This is a genomic window from Pseudomonas monteilii (assembly GCA_001534745.1).
Lineage (GTDB): Bacteria > Pseudomonadota > Gammaproteobacteria > Pseudomonadales > Pseudomonadaceae > Aquipseudomonas > Aquipseudomonas alabamensis.
This window is the reverse complement of record CP013997.1, coordinates 2704270-2719160: the sequence shown is the minus strand read 5'-3', so window position 1 is coordinate 2719160 and position 14891 is coordinate 2704270. Positions and strand designations below refer to the sequence as shown.

The window sequence follows — 14891 nt, the reverse complement described above, 5'->3', positions numbered from 1 at the left end:
GAAGGGAGAGAGCAGGCTACAGCCCCCAGGGGCCATAGCCTCGATCCAATCGGTGCACGGGAGGTGTCACCGATCGAGCCGTTGCCTGTGTGACGTTCGATTACTTCTTCTTGGGGACGATGTCCATGATCACACCATTGGTGATCTGCACCAGAACGTAATGATCGTCGATGTCCACCCAGTGGCTGACGTCTTTTTCCGGTGCCTTCAGGCCCTTGGCCTGCCAGTTCTTGACCTCTGCTTCATCGCGCTTGTACTGATCAGGCGCTTTGTCACCCTTCTTCAGCTCGCGGTTACGGGTCTGGTCGTTCTGGATGGATTCATCGGACTTGCCGGTGTCGGCAGCCTGGGCGGCCATGGGCAGACACGCGAAGGTGCCAGTCAGCAACAGTGCGGACAACAGGGTGCGAGGATTCATGCGGTACTCCTTTCTGACATGGCATGTACCGTCTTCGACAGCGACAGGTCCTGAACAATTCACTCGACCTGCGTGCGAGTGCTAGAGTCGGCTCCTTTTCCAAGGAGTGCGACAGATGCGACTGATGCTGACGATGGGCGCGGCGATGCTGCTGGTGGGGTGTGCATCCTCGGTGATGCAGGACGCACGTCTTCGCACGCCAGACGCACGGATGGACTCGGCCAAGCAGCCGGTGCAGGTCGCCCAGTGCATCCAGTACAGCTGGCAGGACGAACGCACCTTCGGCGTGGATGCCAGTGGTTATCTGGAGGCTCGCGAAGCCGGGGTGTACACCGTGCATGTGCGCGATGCCGACGCCTTCGTGGACGTGCGACCCCATGCCGGCGGCAGCCAGATCGATTTCTATGCCCGGCAGCAGGACGGGGTTGCGCTACAACGTCGTGCGACGGCCGCCACCTGCCTGTAGGGCCATGGGCCTGGATGAGAGCGGCCGCGGCTTGGCATGATGGTGCGGAGAACCCTCAGTGGTTGCTCAGCAATCGCCGCTGCGCCGCCGCGCAGCCGTTGATCTCCACCGCCTTGAGCAGCAAGTCCTGGCGCTGTGAGGTGTCCAGGTCCCCCAGCAGGCGATACACCTCGGCCTGATAGTCCCGCTGCCGACCCCACTGCATGGCCAGCCCCTGGGGACGATCGCGGCTGCACTCCAGGCGCACCGCAGGCTGCGGATAATAGGCAGCATAGAGCGTGGCCATGCCTGGGATCGCCTCCAGTGCCTCTCGGTAGCGAGCGCTGGCGTTGAACGGCGGGCACCAGGTGGCGATGGCCGGGGCTGGCGGGGCGAAGCCCTGTTTCAGGCTGGCCTCGAGCAGCGGGCAGGCCGCATCGGAAATCTCGTCGGCGGGCAGGTAGTTCATGTAGTACAGCGCCAGCCGGTATTGCGCCACGGGGTGCCCCAGGCTCACGGACTTCTTCAGCAACGCCACGGCGGTCGGCAGCGTGCGTGCCATGGCCTGGCCCTGTCGACTCAGTTCAGGGTCGTTGTCCGCCGTCTGCAGGGGACTGGCATCGTTCTGCACGTCCGCCTGCTCCAGCAGGGGCAATGCCTGCCGGTAGAGCAGGTCGGCATGCGCGTCGATGCGTACCTCGACGGCCGAAGCGGCGGCCGGCATCAGGACGGCCAGCAGGACAGGCACAGCCCGTGCCCTGGTCATAGGCACATCCGCGTGGCAGGGAACGCATCGGCAGGATGCCGGGACGAGCAGACGATGTCGGTATTCATGCGGGGGTCGTGGCGCCTCGGCCTATCTGGGCTACAGGGGGCTATTCTAGCCACGCTCGCGTGTTTGCCGAAAGCCATGGCGATCGCCATTCGGCTCAGCGGGACAGACGGAGGGGGGGCGTCACTGGGTGCAGAGGGTGCGCGAACGCCTGGCCAACCGCTTTGGCGCCAGCGCTGGCGACCACGGTATCCACTCATCGGTCCATATCACGCCATCTGTGCCCACCACAAGTGCAGGTTGTGAGCCAGCCCCAACAGGGCGACCAACACCAGGGCGCCGCCTGATATCAGGCTCACGACGCGGACGTGGCGTGCCGACGCAAGGTGTCGGGCAAGCGCAATGTACAGGCCCAGTACCGACAGGTCGATCAGCACCCACAGCCCCGTCAGCACGATCAGGCTGGTTTCGAAGGTGTCGGTCACCCGAAGAAACTGTGCGAAGAAGGCGACGAAGAACAGAATGTCCTTGGGATTGCACACGCCCACCAGAAAGCCTTGCCGCAGGCCGCTGGACCGGGCCGGGATCTGCTCGCCGTTCGGCGTACTCGGTGCATCGGGTGCACAGGGGCGGCTCAGTGCGTCGCGCGCCGTTTCCACGCCCAGGTAGCCTACATACAGGCAGCCGGCCAGGCTCAATCCCAGGAGCCAGACCGGATTGAGCACCGCACCTGCGGCGATCGCCCAGGCCGCCACAGCGATCAGGACCAGCGAGGCTGCATTGCTCCCCACGGCGGTCATCAGGGCCTGTCGCGTACCCTGCCGCGTGGCGGCCGCGAGCACGAGTGCGACGACGGGCCCGGGTGTGGCGATCAACAGCAGGACGGTCAGGGCATAGGTCGCCAGCAGGGCAGTGTTCAAGGTGATGCTCCAGAAGATTCACGGTCGCGTCGCAAGTGACGCCTCGAGGGCGGTGTCACGCACGGGCCGACCTCGGGCGCCTATTCTCTGGCTTGAGAGCGACGCTGTAAAAGACCTGAAACTGAGCCTGACGATAAGTGCAGCTAATGCTAGAGTCGCGTCCATGTCAGAACGTATCCCAGCCCTGCAAGCCCTGCGCGCCTTCGAAGTCGCGGCGCGCCATGGCTCGTTCACCCGCGCCGCCGAGCAGCTCTGCATCAGCCAAGGGGCGGTCAGCCAACACGTCAAGACCGTGGAGGCGATGTTCGCGTGTGCGCTGTTCGAGCGCCGCGGGCCGAAATTGACGCTGACCGAGCATGGCCGTTCGCTGGCCACGCAATTGGGCGCCGGTTTCACCTTGATCGAAGAGGCCTGCGCGGTACTCAAGCGAGCGCACCACGACATCCGGCTCAAGGCGCCGTCGACCTTGAGCGTGCGCTGGCTGTTGCGCACGCTGGACCTGTTCCGGCAGCAGCGGGAAGGATTCGCCGTGCACCTGGCGAGCGTCTGGATGGACATCGACCAGGTGGATTTCCAGCGCGAGCCGTACGATTGCGCCCTCCTGCTGGGCAACGCTCAACGCCGCGCTGGCCTCGACAGCACCCTGTTGTTCGACGAATGGCTGGCGCCGGTCTGCAGCCCCGATTACCCCATCGCGACCCACCTGGGCCTGACCGCCTTGAACCAGTGTCAGTTGCTCCACCCATCGCTCGACCGGCGCGACTGGCGACGCTGGCTGGCTGCCATGGGGCGCCCGGATGTCGAGATCACCCGTGGGCAAGTCTTCGACACGCTCGATCAAGGCATCAGCGCCGCCGTGCAGGGCCTTGGCGTGTCGGTGGTGGACCTGACGCTGGCGGGCGAGGAACTGCTCAGCGGTCGCCTGGTGATGCCTTTCCGCCAGGCCGTGGCCACTGGGGATGGTTATTGGATGCACTGGCCAGACAACAGCCCCAGGCGTGCCGTGCTCCAGCGATTGTGCGACTTCCTGCAGCAGCACCCGCCGGCACAGTTCACCGACGGGGTCGAGTGGCTGGGTGGTCAAGGCATGCCTGGTTAACGCAGCTCGCCCACCAGACGTTCGAGGGTCTCGAGCACCGCGCCGGCCAGGGCCTTGGAGCGCTCGCCCGACCAGCCGGTCAGTGCATTGGGCGCATCGTCATGGTCCTTGAACGGCATCTCCAGCGTCAGTGACAGGCAATCGTAGGCCTGCCCGACGGCATTGCAGGCCAAGGCCATGTTGGCGTGGCCCGGTTGATCGTGCAGATAGCCGTGGGTGGTCTGGAAATCCGGGGTGACTGCGCAGAGCGTCTCGCGAAAGCGCGTTTCCAGGTGGGCGATGCGTGGCGTATAGCCCGGATTGCCTTCGCAGGCGGCCACGAAGACATGGGGGATTTCTTCGTCACCGTGCACGTCGATGAAGGCATCCACGCCGTACTGCTGCATCTGCGCCTTGGCGAAGAACACTTCGGGACTTTCCTCGAGGCTGGCCTGCTGCCAGGCGCGGTTGAGGTCCACCCCTTTGAGATTGGTGCGCAGGTGGCCATGCCAGGCGCCGTCGGGGTTCATGTTGGGGATCAGGTACAGGTCGGCCGCGTCGAGCAGGCGTTGGATGCCCGGTGTAGGGGCAGCCAGGTGCTCGATCAGGCCCTCCATGAACCATTCGGCCATGTGCTCGCCAGGATGCTGCTGGGCGATCAGCCACAGCTTGCGCTTGTGCGTGGCGCCATCGCCGACGCGCAGCAGGGGAATGTCTCGGCCTTCGACGCTGCGACCGCTGGCCAGCAGCGTGGTTGCAGGATGCGCCAGGGCCTTTTCGATCAGTTGATGGTGACGCGCCCGCGGATACGGCTCGAAATAGGCGAACCAGGCGGTGTCGTCCTGGGCGGTGAGGGTGAACGACAGCGCCTGTCCATCGAAGTCACTGGGCACACGGAACCACGCCTGCTGATCGTGCGACGCGACGGCGTCATAGCCCTGCCAGGCGGTGGGATACGACGATTGCCCGGCGTTCTCCAGCACGAAGCGGTAGGGCTGGCCTGGTATCAGACCCTGGACCTTGAAGTGAAACCACTGGAAATGCGCGCTGGCGGTGTCGGCGCGGATCCTCAGGCGAATGTCGGTGGGATCACTGGCATCGATCACCTCGATGTTGCCAGCGTCGAAGTCGCAATCGATGTGCAGCGCAAGTGGCGTCGCGGTCATGGCCAGGCTCCTGTGGCGTTTCTTGTGCCGCTACTGTACTACCGCTTCGGTTCAGGCCCAATAACCGAGCGCCAGCACGGCGGCCAGGCTCAGGCCGATGGCCAGCGAGCAGCCACTGAAGGAGAGGGCGGCACGGCCGTGCCGGTACCAGCCCGAGGCGCCGAGCTGCCCGGCGCAGGCTGTCAGGCTGCGCCATTGCAACTCAGTGGCGTGAAACGCGTGCAGGTGATCGGGATGCGCATCCAGCCAGCGGCGAAAGTCGATACGTTCGCAGGCGGTGACCAGCGGGCTCTGCAGCCGTACGTACCATCGACCTGCGCAGCGTGTGGCCGGGTCGCGTGCCGGCCAGGTGCCGCGCAGGGCCTGGTGCATCAGGTGCTCGACGTCCTGCACCGACAGGCCGAGGCGTTCGCCGATCTGGCGAAAATCCAGGCCGTCCAGGCCACCGAGCAGCCAGACCTGCTGCACCCGTCGTGGCAAGTGCGTGAAGTGGTGCACGCACGCGGCCTCTGCGGAAAAGGCGGCGGTGTACGGTTCAGGACGAGGGGATGCCAGAAGACGGGTCATGCGCAGCTCCTTGCTGATAACAGCGAAACGATGTCCAGGCCTGAAGCACCGAAAAGACGATTGATTCTCAAGTGCTGACGTGGGAAACGTCGCAACATCCGTTCACGAAATGATCGAGGCTTGTTATCATCGCCCTCAACACGGTCACCTGCCTTCATTAGCCTGAAGAGCCAAAAAAAAAGACCCAGCAAAAAGCCGGGTCAAAAACCGTGATTAGCCTGATGAGGAGATAATCTGAGCGTCCGACCTAAAGGCGTTCAGGTTACCCAGCAGATCTCGCGATCTGCTGGTTGCAATAATAATCGTTATCATTTGGCCGTCAAATGTTTTTTGCGCCTGCGCGAAAAATAATGACTGCCGGCGCGTATCAGGCCCCGGGTACCTTCCCCATTCCTTGAATCTCCGTCTGTGCCTGTGCGTGATCCAGCAGCGCGCGTGCCATGTTGATCATGTGCATCAAGGCGAACAACAGCTCTCGAGACGAACCCTGCTGGCCGCCAGCGGATTCACCGGCGGTGGTCGCGGCGCAGCGCAGCAGACGCATGGCCTGGTCGTGGGCCTGTTCGGGGGTGATGTCCGGGCGCAGTATCCAGAGCGAAGCGTCGGGGTCGACCTTGGCAGTGGGCGGGTTGAGGTAGAAATCCAGCGCTCGACGGGCCGCCTCGCTGTCCAAATCCCTTTCCAGATATGTAGATGGTTTCATCCTGTTACCTTTGAGTGCCTAGCAGGAAAATACGGGAACGCCATGCTAATACCTGGAGTATTCGTTGTGGCGCTCAAAATAATACATTATGTGTATTGAGCGCCCATGGGCAGCCCGTATCGTGCCTGCCATGGAAAAATGGATCGCCTTGGTCAAGGCCAAGATGCGTGAGCTCGACATCACGCAAGAAAAACTCGCCGAGCGTGTGGGCGTCACCCAAGGTGCGGTCGGACACTGGCTGCGTCGTGAACGGCAACCCAAGCTCGACATGATGAACGCGGTGCTCGAGGCGTTGGGCATGCCGCACCTGCAGGTGCGCCTGCACATCGTCCCGCACGGGGAGCACATCGCCGAGCAGGTGACGGCCTACGGTACGGGTGCAGACGAGACCCTGAGCGCGCTGGGCGACCCGACGGGCTTTCGCTACCCGGTACTGGCCTGGCTGGAACTTGACGGCGAGCGCTCGACCGACAGCCTCGTCCATCAACTGTCCGACTATCAGGCCCATGGCAAGGCCTTCTGGCTGCGGGTAGAGAGCGATGCGATGAATGCGCCGAGCGGACTCAGCGTGCCGGAAGGCATGCTGATCCTGGTCGATCCGGGCGTGCCGGCGGCTCCAGGGCGCTTGATCATCGCCCGCCAGCCGGGTGTCGGCACGGTGTTCCGGCAATGGGTCGAGGAGGGCGGTCTACGCTACCTGCGCCCGCTCAACCCCATGTACCCCACGGTGGCCTGCGACCCGGCACTGGAGATCCTGGGCGTGGTCATGCGCGCCCACGCCCGCTTCTGAAAATGCCGCAGCCTGGCGTCATGTCGAGGTCGTTTCAGGCAGTGCCGCCTCTGCAGGCGGCTCCAGCGCCACCAGTACCGCGCCTTCACTGACCATGTCGCCTTCGCTGCACGGCAAGGCGGTCACCGTGCCCGCGAAAGGCGCGCGCACGCTGTGCTCCATCTTCATCGCTTCGACGATCACCAGCGCACTGCCAGCCTCGACCCAGTCGCCGACCTGGGTCATGACCCGCACGATACTGCCGTTCATGGGCGCGACCAGGCTGCCCTGCGTCCGGGACTCGTGCTCGGCGTGAGCCTCGTGAAGGCGCACCGTTCGGCATTCGCCCTGCCACTGCAGGTAAAGCGTATCGCCTTGGCGGAACGCCGCATGCCGTGTGCGGACGCTCCCGTGCTCGACCTCCAGACTGCCTTCGACGAACGACCCACCCGGTGACGGGCAAGGGTCGAGCCTGACGGTCTGGGTCTGACCTTCGCAGGTCAGCGTCAAACAGGCGATGCCTGGCGCGCCCAGGCGCAATCCATCGCTACGCGCCCAGGGACTCCAAGGATCGCTCTCATCGATGGAGGCAGGGGAGGTGTCCAGCCAGGCCCGGGCGGCGACGGCCCAGAAGCGCGCGTCCAGCGGCGGCGCCTCGTGCAGCAGGGCCTCGTGGAAGCGGGGGATGAAGCCAGTGTCCAGTTCGCCTGCCGCGAACGCCGGGTGCGCCAGGATGGTTCGCAGAAACCGTGCATTGGTGCGCACACCGGCGATCATCAACTCGTCGAGCATTGCCAGCAGTCGCAGTCGCGCCTGCTCGCGGTCGGTGCCCCAGGCGATGAGCTTGCCGAGCATGGGGTCGTAATAGGGTGAGACCGTGTCGCCCTGTTCGACACCGCTGTCGACCCGTCGACCGATACCTGGCGCCGGCTCTCGGTAGAGTGCCAGGGTGCCGGTGGCGGGCAGGAAGTCATGGGCGGGGTCCTCGGCGTACAGCCGTACCTCGATGGCGTGGCCCTTGAGCGGAACGTCGGCTTGCTCGAGCGGCAGCGGCTCACCACGCGCCACGCGGATCTGCCAGTCCACCAGGTCAAGGCCGGTGATGGCTTCGGTGACCGGGTGCTCCACCTGCAGGCGGGTGTTCATCTCCATGAAGTAGAACGCGCCTTGGGCATCGAGCAGGAACTCGACCGTGCCGGCACCGACATAGCCGATCGCCTGCGCCGCGCGCACGGCCGCCTCGCCCATGGCCTGGCGCAGGCGGGCGTCCAGGCCGGGTGCCGGTGCCTCTTCGACGACTTTCTGGTGGCGCCGCTGGATCGAGCAGTCACGTTCGTTGAGGTACAGGCAGTGCCCATGCTGGTCGGCGAACACCTGGATCTCCACGTGCCGTGGATCGAGCACGTAGCGTTCGAGCAACACGCGCGCCTCACCGAACGACGCCTGGGCCTCACGCTGCGCCGACGCCAGGGCCTCGGCCAGGTCCGCCTCGCGCTCGACCACTTTCATGCCCTTGCCACCCCCGCCGGCGCTGGCCTTGAGCAGGACCGGGTAACCGATTTCGTGCGCGGCCTGGCGAAACCGCTCGAAACCCTGGTCGTCGCCGTGATACCCCGGTACCAACGGCACACCCGCCGCGTGCATCAAGGCCTTGGCCGCTGACTTGCTGCCCATCGCTTCGATGGCGCTCGACGGTGGCCCGAGCCAGATCAGCCCGGCCTGTTCGACAGCCCGAGCGAACGCGGCGTTTTCCGACAGGAACCCGTAGCCGGGGTGGATCGCCTCGGCGGCACTGGCGCGTGCGGCCTGCAACAGGCGGTCGATGTCCAGGTAGTTCTCGGTGGCCTTGGTGCCGCCCAGGTCGACGCACAGGTCGGCTTCGCGAGCGTGGCGCGCGTCGCGGTCGACGGCGCTGTGCACGGCGATGGTGGTCAGGCCCATGGCCTTGGCGGTGCGCATGATGCGGCAGGCGATCTCGCCACGGTTGGCGATCAGCAGGCGGGTCAGGGTAGGGCGGGTCATGGGCGTGCCTCCGCAGGGGTCTGCCAGTCGGGACGGCGTTTCTCCAGGAAGGCGCGCAGCCCTTCCTGACCCTGCGGGCTGACCCGGACCCGGGCGATGGCGTTCTCGCAGTGCCGGCGCAGGGCCGGGGTCAGGTCGGCCGACTCCACCTCGCGCAGCAGGTCCTTGCAGGCGCGCATGGCCTGCGGGCTGTTGAGCAGCAAGGTATCGATCCAGCCCTCGAGACGCTGCTCCAGCGCCTCCCGCGGGCAGGTGTCGGCGAACAGCCCCAGCGTGCGTGCCTCGTGCGCGTCGAACCGCTCGGCGGTCAAGGCATAGCGACGGGTCGCCCGTTCACCGATGGCCTTGACCACGAAGGGGCTGATGACGGCCGGCACCAGACCGATGCGCACCTCCGACAGGCACAGCTGCGCATCCTCGGTGCCCAGGGCCATGTCGCAGGCACTGATCAATCCCAGCGCACCCCCGAACGCCGCGCCGTGCACCACGGCCAGGGTCGGCAGCTTGAGACGGGCCAGGCCGTACATCAGCTCGGCCAGCTCCCGGGCGTCGTCCAGGTTGGTGTTGAAGTCCAGGTCCGCCGAGGCCTGCATCCAGGCCAGGTCGGCGCCGGCACTGAAGTGCTTGCCGCGCCCGCGCAGGATCAGAAAGCGCAGGCTCGGGTCATCGCCGACCTGGGCGATGGCCATGATCAGTTCGCGGATCATCTGCGCATTGAACGCGTTGTGCTTGTCTTCCCGGCTCAGCCACAGGGTGGCAAAGCCACGGGGGTCGCTGACCAGTTCCACGGTGTCGAAGTCGTTCATGGTTCACATCCGGAAGATGCCGAAGCGGCTGGCTTCGATCGGGGCGTTGAGAGAAGCCGACAGGGCCAGGGCAAGTACATCGCGGGTCTGCGCCGGGTCGATGACGCCGTCGTCCCAGAGGCGCGCGCTGGAATACCAGGCATGGGCCTGACGCTCGTACTGGTCGACGATCGGCTGGCGGATGCGCGCTTCGTCGTCGGCATCCCATGGCTGGCCCTGACGCGCCTGCTGCTCGCGCTTGACCTGCACCAGAACCCCGGCGGCCTGCTCGGCCCCCATCACGCCGATGCGCGCGTTCGGCCACATCCACAGGAATCGCGGGTCGTAGGCGCGACCGCACATGCCATAGTTGCCGGCACCGAAGCTGCCGCCGATGATCACCGTGAATTTCGGCACCTGTGCGCAGGACACGGCAGCGACCAGCTTGGCGCCGTGCTTGGCAATGCCGCCATGCTCGTACTTCTGGCCGACCATGAAGCCGGTGATGTTCTGCAGGAACACCAGCGGGATCCCGCGTTGGCAGGCCAGCTCGATGAAGTGCGCGCCTTTCTGCGCCGCCTCGGCGAACAGCACACCGTTGTTGGCCAGGATCGCCACCGGGTAGCCGTGCAGGTGCGCGAAGCCGCAGACCAGCGTGGTGCCGAACAGCGCCTTGAACTCATCGAACACCGAGCCGTCGACCAGCCGTGCGATTACATCGCGCACATCGAACGGCTGCTTGGTCTCGGCCGGCACCACGCCGTACAGCTCCTCGGCGGCATACAGCGGTGCGATCGGCGCCTGGCGCTGCAGCTGGCCCAGCTTGCGCCAGTTGAGGTTGGCCACGCTGCGCCGGGCCAGCGCCAGGGCATGGGCGTCGTCTTCGGCATAGTGGTCGGCCACACCGCTGATGCGACAGTGCACGTCGGCGCCGCCCAGGTCTTCGGCGCTCACCACTTCGCCCGTGGCAGCCTTCACCAGGGGCGGCCCGGCCAGGAAGATGGTCGCCTGGTGGCGCACCATGATCGCTTCGTCGGCCATGGCCGGCACGTAGGCGCCACCGGCGGTGCACGATCCCATCACCACGGCGATCTGGGGAATGCCCAGCGCGCTCATGGTGGCCTGGTTGAAGAAGATGCGTCCGAAGTGCTCGCGGTCGGGGAACACCTCGTCCTGACGCGGCAGGTTGGCGCCGCCGGAGTCCACCAGGTAGAGGCACGGCAGGCGGTTCTGCTGGGCGATGGCCTGCGCGCGCAGGTGCTTCTTCACCGTCAACGGGTAATAGGTGCCGCCTTTGACCGTGGCGTCGTTGGCCACGATCATGCATTCCACGCCCTCGATGCGGCCGATGCCGGCGATCACGCCCGCGGCGGGCACGTCTTCGTCGTATACCCCATGGGCGGCCAGCTGGCCGATCTCGAGGAACGGCGAGCCTGGGTCCAGCAGGCGGTCGATGCGCTCGCGCGGCAACAGCTTGCCGCGGGCGGTGTGCCGTTCCTGAGCGTTGGGCCCGCCGCCCTGTGCCACCTGGGCGAGCAGGTCCTGCAGGGCCTGGAGCTGTTCGAGCATGGCCGCGCGGTTGTCGGCGAATTCGGCCGAACGCGGGTCGATCTGGGTGTGCAAGGTCGCCATGTGCGCTGCCCCTTGTGCTCAGCGGGTTTCGTTGAACAATTCACGGCCGATCAGCATCCGGCGGATTTCACTGGTGCCCGCGCCGATCTCGTACAGCTTGGCGTCGCGCAGCAGGCGGCCCGCCGGGAATTCATTGATGTAACCGTTGCCGCCGAGGATCTGGATTGCCTCCAGGGCCATCTGCGTGGCGCGCTCGGCGGTGTACAGGATCACCCCGGCGGCGTCCTTGCGGGTGGTCTCGCCCCGGTCGCAGGCCTGGGCGACGGCGTACAGGTAGGCGCGGCTGGCATTGAGCTGGGTGTACAGGTCGGCGATCTTGGCCTGGATCAGCTGGAATTCACCGATGCTCTGACCGAACTGCTTGCGGTCGTGGATGTAAGGCACCACCAGGTCCAGGCAGCTTTGCATGATCCCGGTAGGGCCGCCGGCCAGCACCACGCGCTCGTAGTCCAGGCCACTCATCAGCACGCGCACGCCCCCGTCGAGCTGGCCGAGGATGTTCTCCTGCGGCACTTCCACGCCGTCGAAGAACAGCTCGCAGGTGTTGGAGCCGCGCATGCCCAGCTTGTCGAACTTGTTGCCGCGGCCGAAGCCTTTCCAGTCGCGCTCGACGATGAACGCGGTGATGCCGTGCGCGCCCTTGTCCAGGTCGGTCTTGGCGTAGATCACGTAGGTATGGGCGTCGGGGCCGTTGGTGATCCAGGTCTTGCTGCCGTTGAGCACGTAGTGGTCGCCGCGTTTCTCTGCGCGCAATTTCATCGACACCACATCCGAGCCTGCATTGGGCTCGCTCATGGCCAAAGCGCCGATGTGCTCGCCGCTGAGCAGCGCGGGCAGGTATTTCTGCTTCTGTGCGGGGGTGCCGTTGCGGTTGATCTGGTTGACGCAGAGGTTGGAGTGGGCGCCGTAGGACAGCGCCACCGAGGCCGAACCGCGGCTGATTTCCTCCATGGCGATCACATGGGCCAGGTAACCCAAGCCTGCGCCGCCATGCTCTTCTGGCACAGTGATGCCCAGCAGGCCCATGTCGCCGAACTTGCGCCACAGGTCGGCGGGGAACAGGTTGTCGTGGTCGATCTGCGCGGCGCGCGGCGCCACTTCAGCCGCGACGAAGGTGCGCACTTGATCGCGAAGCATGTCGAGGGTTTCGCCCAGAGCGAAATTCAGGGAAGGGTAATGCATGCGGGGGCACCTTGTTGTTCTTGGATGGGAGGACGACACCCTGGCTCGCGTACCTGACGCCAGGTCTCTGTGGGAGCGGGCTGGCCCGCGAAAGCGTCAGCAGGCCCATCACCGTGGCCTGGGCGATCGCCATCGCGGGCAAGCCCGCTCCCACAAGGTCCGTGTTTCATGTCAGGACATGCTGTGTCGGCCGTTGCCTTTACGTAAACGTAAGCCTGCAAGCGGAGGCTGTCAATCGATCCGTTTCCTTTACGTAAACGTCATTGTGGTCCAGAGTTACCGACGCTTGCTTCAGTCGTGCCCAGAACAATCACAACAAGGGTCGCCCATGAATCAACCCAGCCATACCCGCGGTCACCAGGACGTGCCGCTGTTGACCACGACCCTCGGTCAGGCTTTCGATGCCACCGTCGCCAGGCATGCCGACGGTGAAGCGCTGGTCGTGCGCCATCAAGGCCTGCGCTACACCTGGCGGCAGTTGGCCGAGCAGATCGACATCCTAGCCCGTGCCCTGATGGCCTTGGGCGTCGGCCTGGGCGACCGGGTCGGCATCTGGTCGCCCAACTGCGCCGAGTGGTGCATCCTGCAGATCGCCAGTGCCAAGGTCGGCGCGATCCTGGTCACCATCAACCCGGCCTACCGGGTCGCGGAACTGGAGTACGTGCTGCGCCAGTCCGGCTGCCGCTGGCTGGTCTGTGCGGGCACGTTCAAGACGTCGGATTACCATGCCATGGTGCAGGCGCTGGTCCCGCAGACGTCCCGCAGGGTGCCGGGCGAATGGATCAGCGAGCGATTGCCCGAGCTGCGCGGCGTGATCAGTCTGGCGCATGAACCACCCAGCGGCTTTCTGCCATGGCGGGCATTGGCCGACCGGGCAGGGCAGACCTCGATCGAAGCCTATGAGGCCCGTCAACGGCAGCTTCGCTGCGAACAGCCGGTGAACATCCAGTACACCTCCGGCACCACCGGCGCGCCAAAAGGCGCGACCCTGAGTCACCACAACATCCTCAACAACGGGCGCATGGTCGGTCGCAGCCTGGGCCTGACCGCTCATGATCGCCTGGTGATTCCGGTGCCGCTGTACCACTGCTTCGGCATGGTCATGGCCAACCTCGGCTGCCTCACCCACGGCAGCACGATGATCTACCCCAATGACGCCTTCGACGCCGAACTGACCTTGCGCACCGTGGCCGAGGAGCGTGCCAGCGTGCTCTATGGCGTGCCGACCATGTTCATCGCGCTGCTCGACCACCCCGTGCGGACGCAGCTGGACCTGTCGAGCCTGCGCAGCGGCGTCATGGCGGGTGCCACCTGCCCGATCGAGGTCATGCGCCGGGTCATCGACCAACTGCACATGGCCGAGGTGCAGATCGCCTATGGCATGACCGAGACCAGTCCGGTCTCGTTGCAGACCGGGCCGAACGATGCACTGGAGTTGCGCGTGACCACCGTCGGGCGTACGCAGCCGCACCTGGAGACCAAGCTGGTGGATGCCGACGGCGTGACCGTCGCCCGAGGCGAGACCGGCGAGCTGTGCACTCGCGGCTACAGCGTGATGCTCGGCTACTGGGGCGACCCCGAGGCCACCCGCCAGGCCATCGATGCGGCAGGCTGGATGCACACCGGGGACCTGGCCGTGATGGACGAGGCGGGGTATGTGCGCATCGTCGGGCGCAACAAGGACATGATCATCCGCGGTGGCGAGAACATCTACCCACGCGAGCTGGAAGAGTTCTTCCACACCCACCCGGCGGTGGCCGAGGCACAGGTGGTCGGCATCCCCTGCAGCCGGTATGGGGAAGCGCTCGTCGCCTGGATCAGGCTACGGCCTGGCCAGGTCGTCACGGCCGCGCAATTGCAGACCTGGTGCAGGTCGCATGTCGCGCACTTCAAGGTGCCTCAGCACATTCGCTTCGTGGAGGCGTTTCCGATGACGGTCACGGGGAAAGTGCAGAAGTTTCGGATGCGGGAGATCAGCATCGAGGCGTATGGCGCTGTGAAAGGGTGAGCAAACGGCTGTTGCACACCACCGAGAGGCGTTGGGCCTGGAGGTTCTGCAGGCCCAGGGCGCTGGTGCACCTGCAATGCATGCGACAGGAGGCTTCGTTTGTTCATGGATAGCCTTCGGGGCGTCTGACTTCTAGCCCAACGCGTGAGTCGGTTATTTTTCTCTTTTAGACTTACCTTTCTTCTTACAGAGTTTCTGGAATTGCCTACGAAACGTCCTGCGAAATCTTCAGACACGAGCTGACATCACCCCTTATCGATCCTGGTTAGTCTTGCTCCGACTTCGTTGAGCAAGGCCGTATCATGGACAGGTGCACCTCCAGCCTTCGGGCATGCCTACAGGCGATTGGCCATTTTCACCGCTGCTTTGTAACCATTGCTGACAATGCTGACCTGCGATGGGATACCGTCCTCGACGAAGCCAA

The 14891-nt window shown here is 65.2% G+C and carries 14 protein-coding genes; 4 read left to right on the top strand and 10 right to left on the bottom strand.

Annotated features, from left to right (window positions below; genetic code table 11):
- Positions 1 to 100: 100 nt before the first annotated feature.
- The gene (locus APT63_11605) at positions 101 to 418 is read right to left on the bottom strand and encodes a hypothetical protein (GenBank protein AMA46219.1); all 318 of its coding nucleotides are present in this window, start codon (positions 416 to 418) and stop codon (positions 101 to 103) included.
- A 115-nt stretch (positions 419 to 533) separates the two neighbouring features.
- Between APT63_11605 and APT63_11600 the strand changes: the two genes are divergently transcribed.
- On the top strand, positions 534 to 884 hold the full coding sequence (locus tag APT63_11600) for a hypothetical protein (GenBank protein ID AMA46218.1): 351 nt from the start codon (positions 534 to 536) through the stop codon (positions 882 to 884).
- A gap of 55 nt (positions 885 to 939) precedes the next feature.
- Here APT63_11600 and APT63_11595 read toward each other — a convergent pair whose 3' ends face one another.
- Both APT63_11595 and APT63_11590 read right to left on the bottom strand, forming a co-directional pair.
- A complete protein-coding gene (locus tag APT63_11595) occupies positions 940 to 1629 on the bottom strand; it encodes a hypothetical protein (GenBank protein AMA46217.1) in 690 nt (229 codons plus the stop codon).
- Between the two features lie 275 nt (positions 1630 to 1904).
- A complete protein-coding gene (locus tag APT63_11590) occupies positions 1905 to 2555 on the bottom strand; it encodes a lysine transporter LysE (GenBank protein AMA46216.1) in 651 nt (216 codons plus the stop codon).
- Between the two features lie 163 nt (positions 2556 to 2718).
- Between APT63_11590 and APT63_11585 the strand changes: the two genes are divergently transcribed.
- Entirely contained in the window at positions 2719 to 3654 is a 936-nt protein-coding gene (locus APT63_11585) for a LysR family transcriptional regulator (protein ID AMA46215.1), read from the top strand.
- On the opposite strand, the gene APT63_11580 is transcribed toward APT63_11585, so the two are convergent.
- From APT63_11580 to APT63_11570, 3 genes are all read right to left on the bottom strand, one after another.
- Positions 3651 to 4799, bottom strand: coding sequence for a hypothetical protein (locus tag APT63_11580; protein ID AMA46214.1), 1149 nt, complete (start codon positions 4797 to 4799; stop codon positions 3651 to 3653). The genes APT63_11585 and APT63_11580 overlap by 4 nt on opposite strands.
- A gap of 51 nt (positions 4800 to 4850) precedes the next feature.
- Complete coding sequence (locus APT63_11575) at positions 4851 to 5366, bottom strand: RNA polymerase subunit sigma-70 (protein ID AMA46213.1); 516 nt, start codon at positions 5364 to 5366, stop codon at positions 4851 to 4853.
- 367 nt (positions 5367 to 5733) lie between these two features.
- A complete protein-coding gene (locus tag APT63_11570) occupies positions 5734 to 6069 on the bottom strand; it encodes a hypothetical protein (GenBank protein AMA46212.1) in 336 nt (111 codons plus the stop codon).
- Between the two features lie 88 nt (positions 6070 to 6157).
- On the opposite strand from APT63_11570, the gene APT63_11565 reads away from it, so the two are divergent.
- Positions 6158 to 6859 carry a Cro/Cl family transcriptional regulator gene (locus APT63_11565; GenBank protein ID AMA46211.1) on the top strand — a complete coding sequence of 234 codons (702 nt, stop codon included), beginning with the start codon at positions 6158 to 6160 and terminating at the stop codon, positions 6857 to 6859.
- Between the two features lie 18 nt (positions 6860 to 6877).
- On the opposite strand, the gene APT63_11560 is transcribed toward APT63_11565, so the two are convergent.
- From APT63_11560 to APT63_11545, 4 genes are read right to left on the bottom strand one after another with little or no spacing between them, the layout of a single operon-like run.
- The gene (locus tag APT63_11560) at positions 6878 to 8860 is read right to left on the bottom strand and encodes a 3-methylcrotonyl-CoA carboxylase (GenBank protein ID AMA46210.1); all 1983 of its coding nucleotides are present in this window, start codon (positions 8858 to 8860) and stop codon (positions 6878 to 6880) included.
- The gene (locus APT63_11555; protein ID AMA46209.1) at positions 8857 to 9666 is read right to left on the bottom strand and encodes a gamma-carboxygeranoyl-CoA hydratase; all 810 of its coding nucleotides are present in this window, start codon (positions 9664 to 9666) and stop codon (positions 8857 to 8859) included. The genes APT63_11560 and APT63_11555 overlap by 4 nt, the downstream gene beginning before the upstream one ends.
- A gap of 3 nt (positions 9667 to 9669) precedes the next feature.
- Entirely contained in the window at positions 9670 to 11277 is a 1608-nt protein-coding gene (locus APT63_11550) for a methylcrotonoyl-CoA carboxylase (protein ID AMA46208.1), read from the bottom strand.
- 18 nt (positions 11278 to 11295) lie between these two features.
- Entirely contained in the window at positions 11296 to 12459 is a 1164-nt protein-coding gene (locus tag APT63_11545; GenBank protein ID AMA46207.1) for an isovaleryl-CoA dehydrogenase, read from the bottom strand.
- Between the two features lie 328 nt (positions 12460 to 12787).
- Between APT63_11545 and APT63_11540 the strand changes: the two genes are divergently transcribed.
- Positions 12788 to 14467 (top strand): AMP-binding protein, encoded by a 1680-nt coding sequence (locus APT63_11540; GenBank protein AMA46206.1) that lies wholly within the window; start codon positions 12788 to 12790, stop codon positions 14465 to 14467.
- The last annotated feature ends 424 nt before the right edge of the window (positions 14468 to 14891 follow it).

Bases quoted from the DNA above. Each gene is read 5' to 3' on its own strand.
- APT63_11555 (AMA46209.1), bottom strand. From the start codon at position 9,666: ATGAACGACTTCGACACCGTGGAACTGGTCAGCGACCCCCGTGGCTTT.
- APT63_11560 (AMA46210.1), bottom strand. From the start codon at position 8,860: ATGACCCGCCCTACCCTGACCCGCCTGCTGATCGCCAACCGTGGCGAG.
- APT63_11600 (AMA46218.1), top strand. From the start codon at position 534: ATGCGACTGATGCTGACGATGGGCGCGGCGATGCTGCTGGTGGGGTGT.
- APT63_11540 (AMA46206.1), top strand. From the start codon at position 12,788: ATGAATCAACCCAGCCATACCCGCGGTCACCAGGACGTGCCGCTGTTG.
- APT63_11575 (AMA46213.1), bottom strand. From the start codon at position 5,366: ATGACCCGTCTTCTGGCATCCCCTCGTCCTGAACCGTACACCGCCGCC.
- APT63_11585 (AMA46215.1), top strand. From the start codon at position 2,719: ATGTCAGAACGTATCCCAGCCCTGCAAGCCCTGCGCGCCTTCGAAGTC.
- APT63_11550 (AMA46208.1), bottom strand. From the start codon at position 11,277: ATGGCGACCTTGCACACCCAGATCGACCCGCGTTCGGCCGAATTCGCC.
- APT63_11580 (AMA46214.1), bottom strand. From the start codon at position 4,799: ATGACCGCGACGCCACTTGCGCTGCACATCGATTGCGACTTCGACGCT.
- APT63_11605 (AMA46219.1), bottom strand. From the start codon at position 418: ATGAATCCTCGCACCCTGTTGTCCGCACTGTTGCTGACTGGCACCTTC.
- APT63_11565 (AMA46211.1), top strand. From the start codon at position 6,158: ATGTGTATTGAGCGCCCATGGGCAGCCCGTATCGTGCCTGCCATGGAA.
- APT63_11570 (AMA46212.1), bottom strand. From the start codon at position 6,069: ATGAAACCATCTACATATCTGGAAAGGGATTTGGACAGCGAGGCGGCC.
- APT63_11595 (AMA46217.1), bottom strand. From the start codon at position 1,629: ATGACCAGGGCACGGGCTGTGCCTGTCCTGCTGGCCGTCCTGATGCCG.
- APT63_11545 (AMA46207.1), bottom strand. From the start codon at position 12,459: ATGCATTACCCTTCCCTGAATTTCGCTCTGGGCGAAACCCTCGACATG.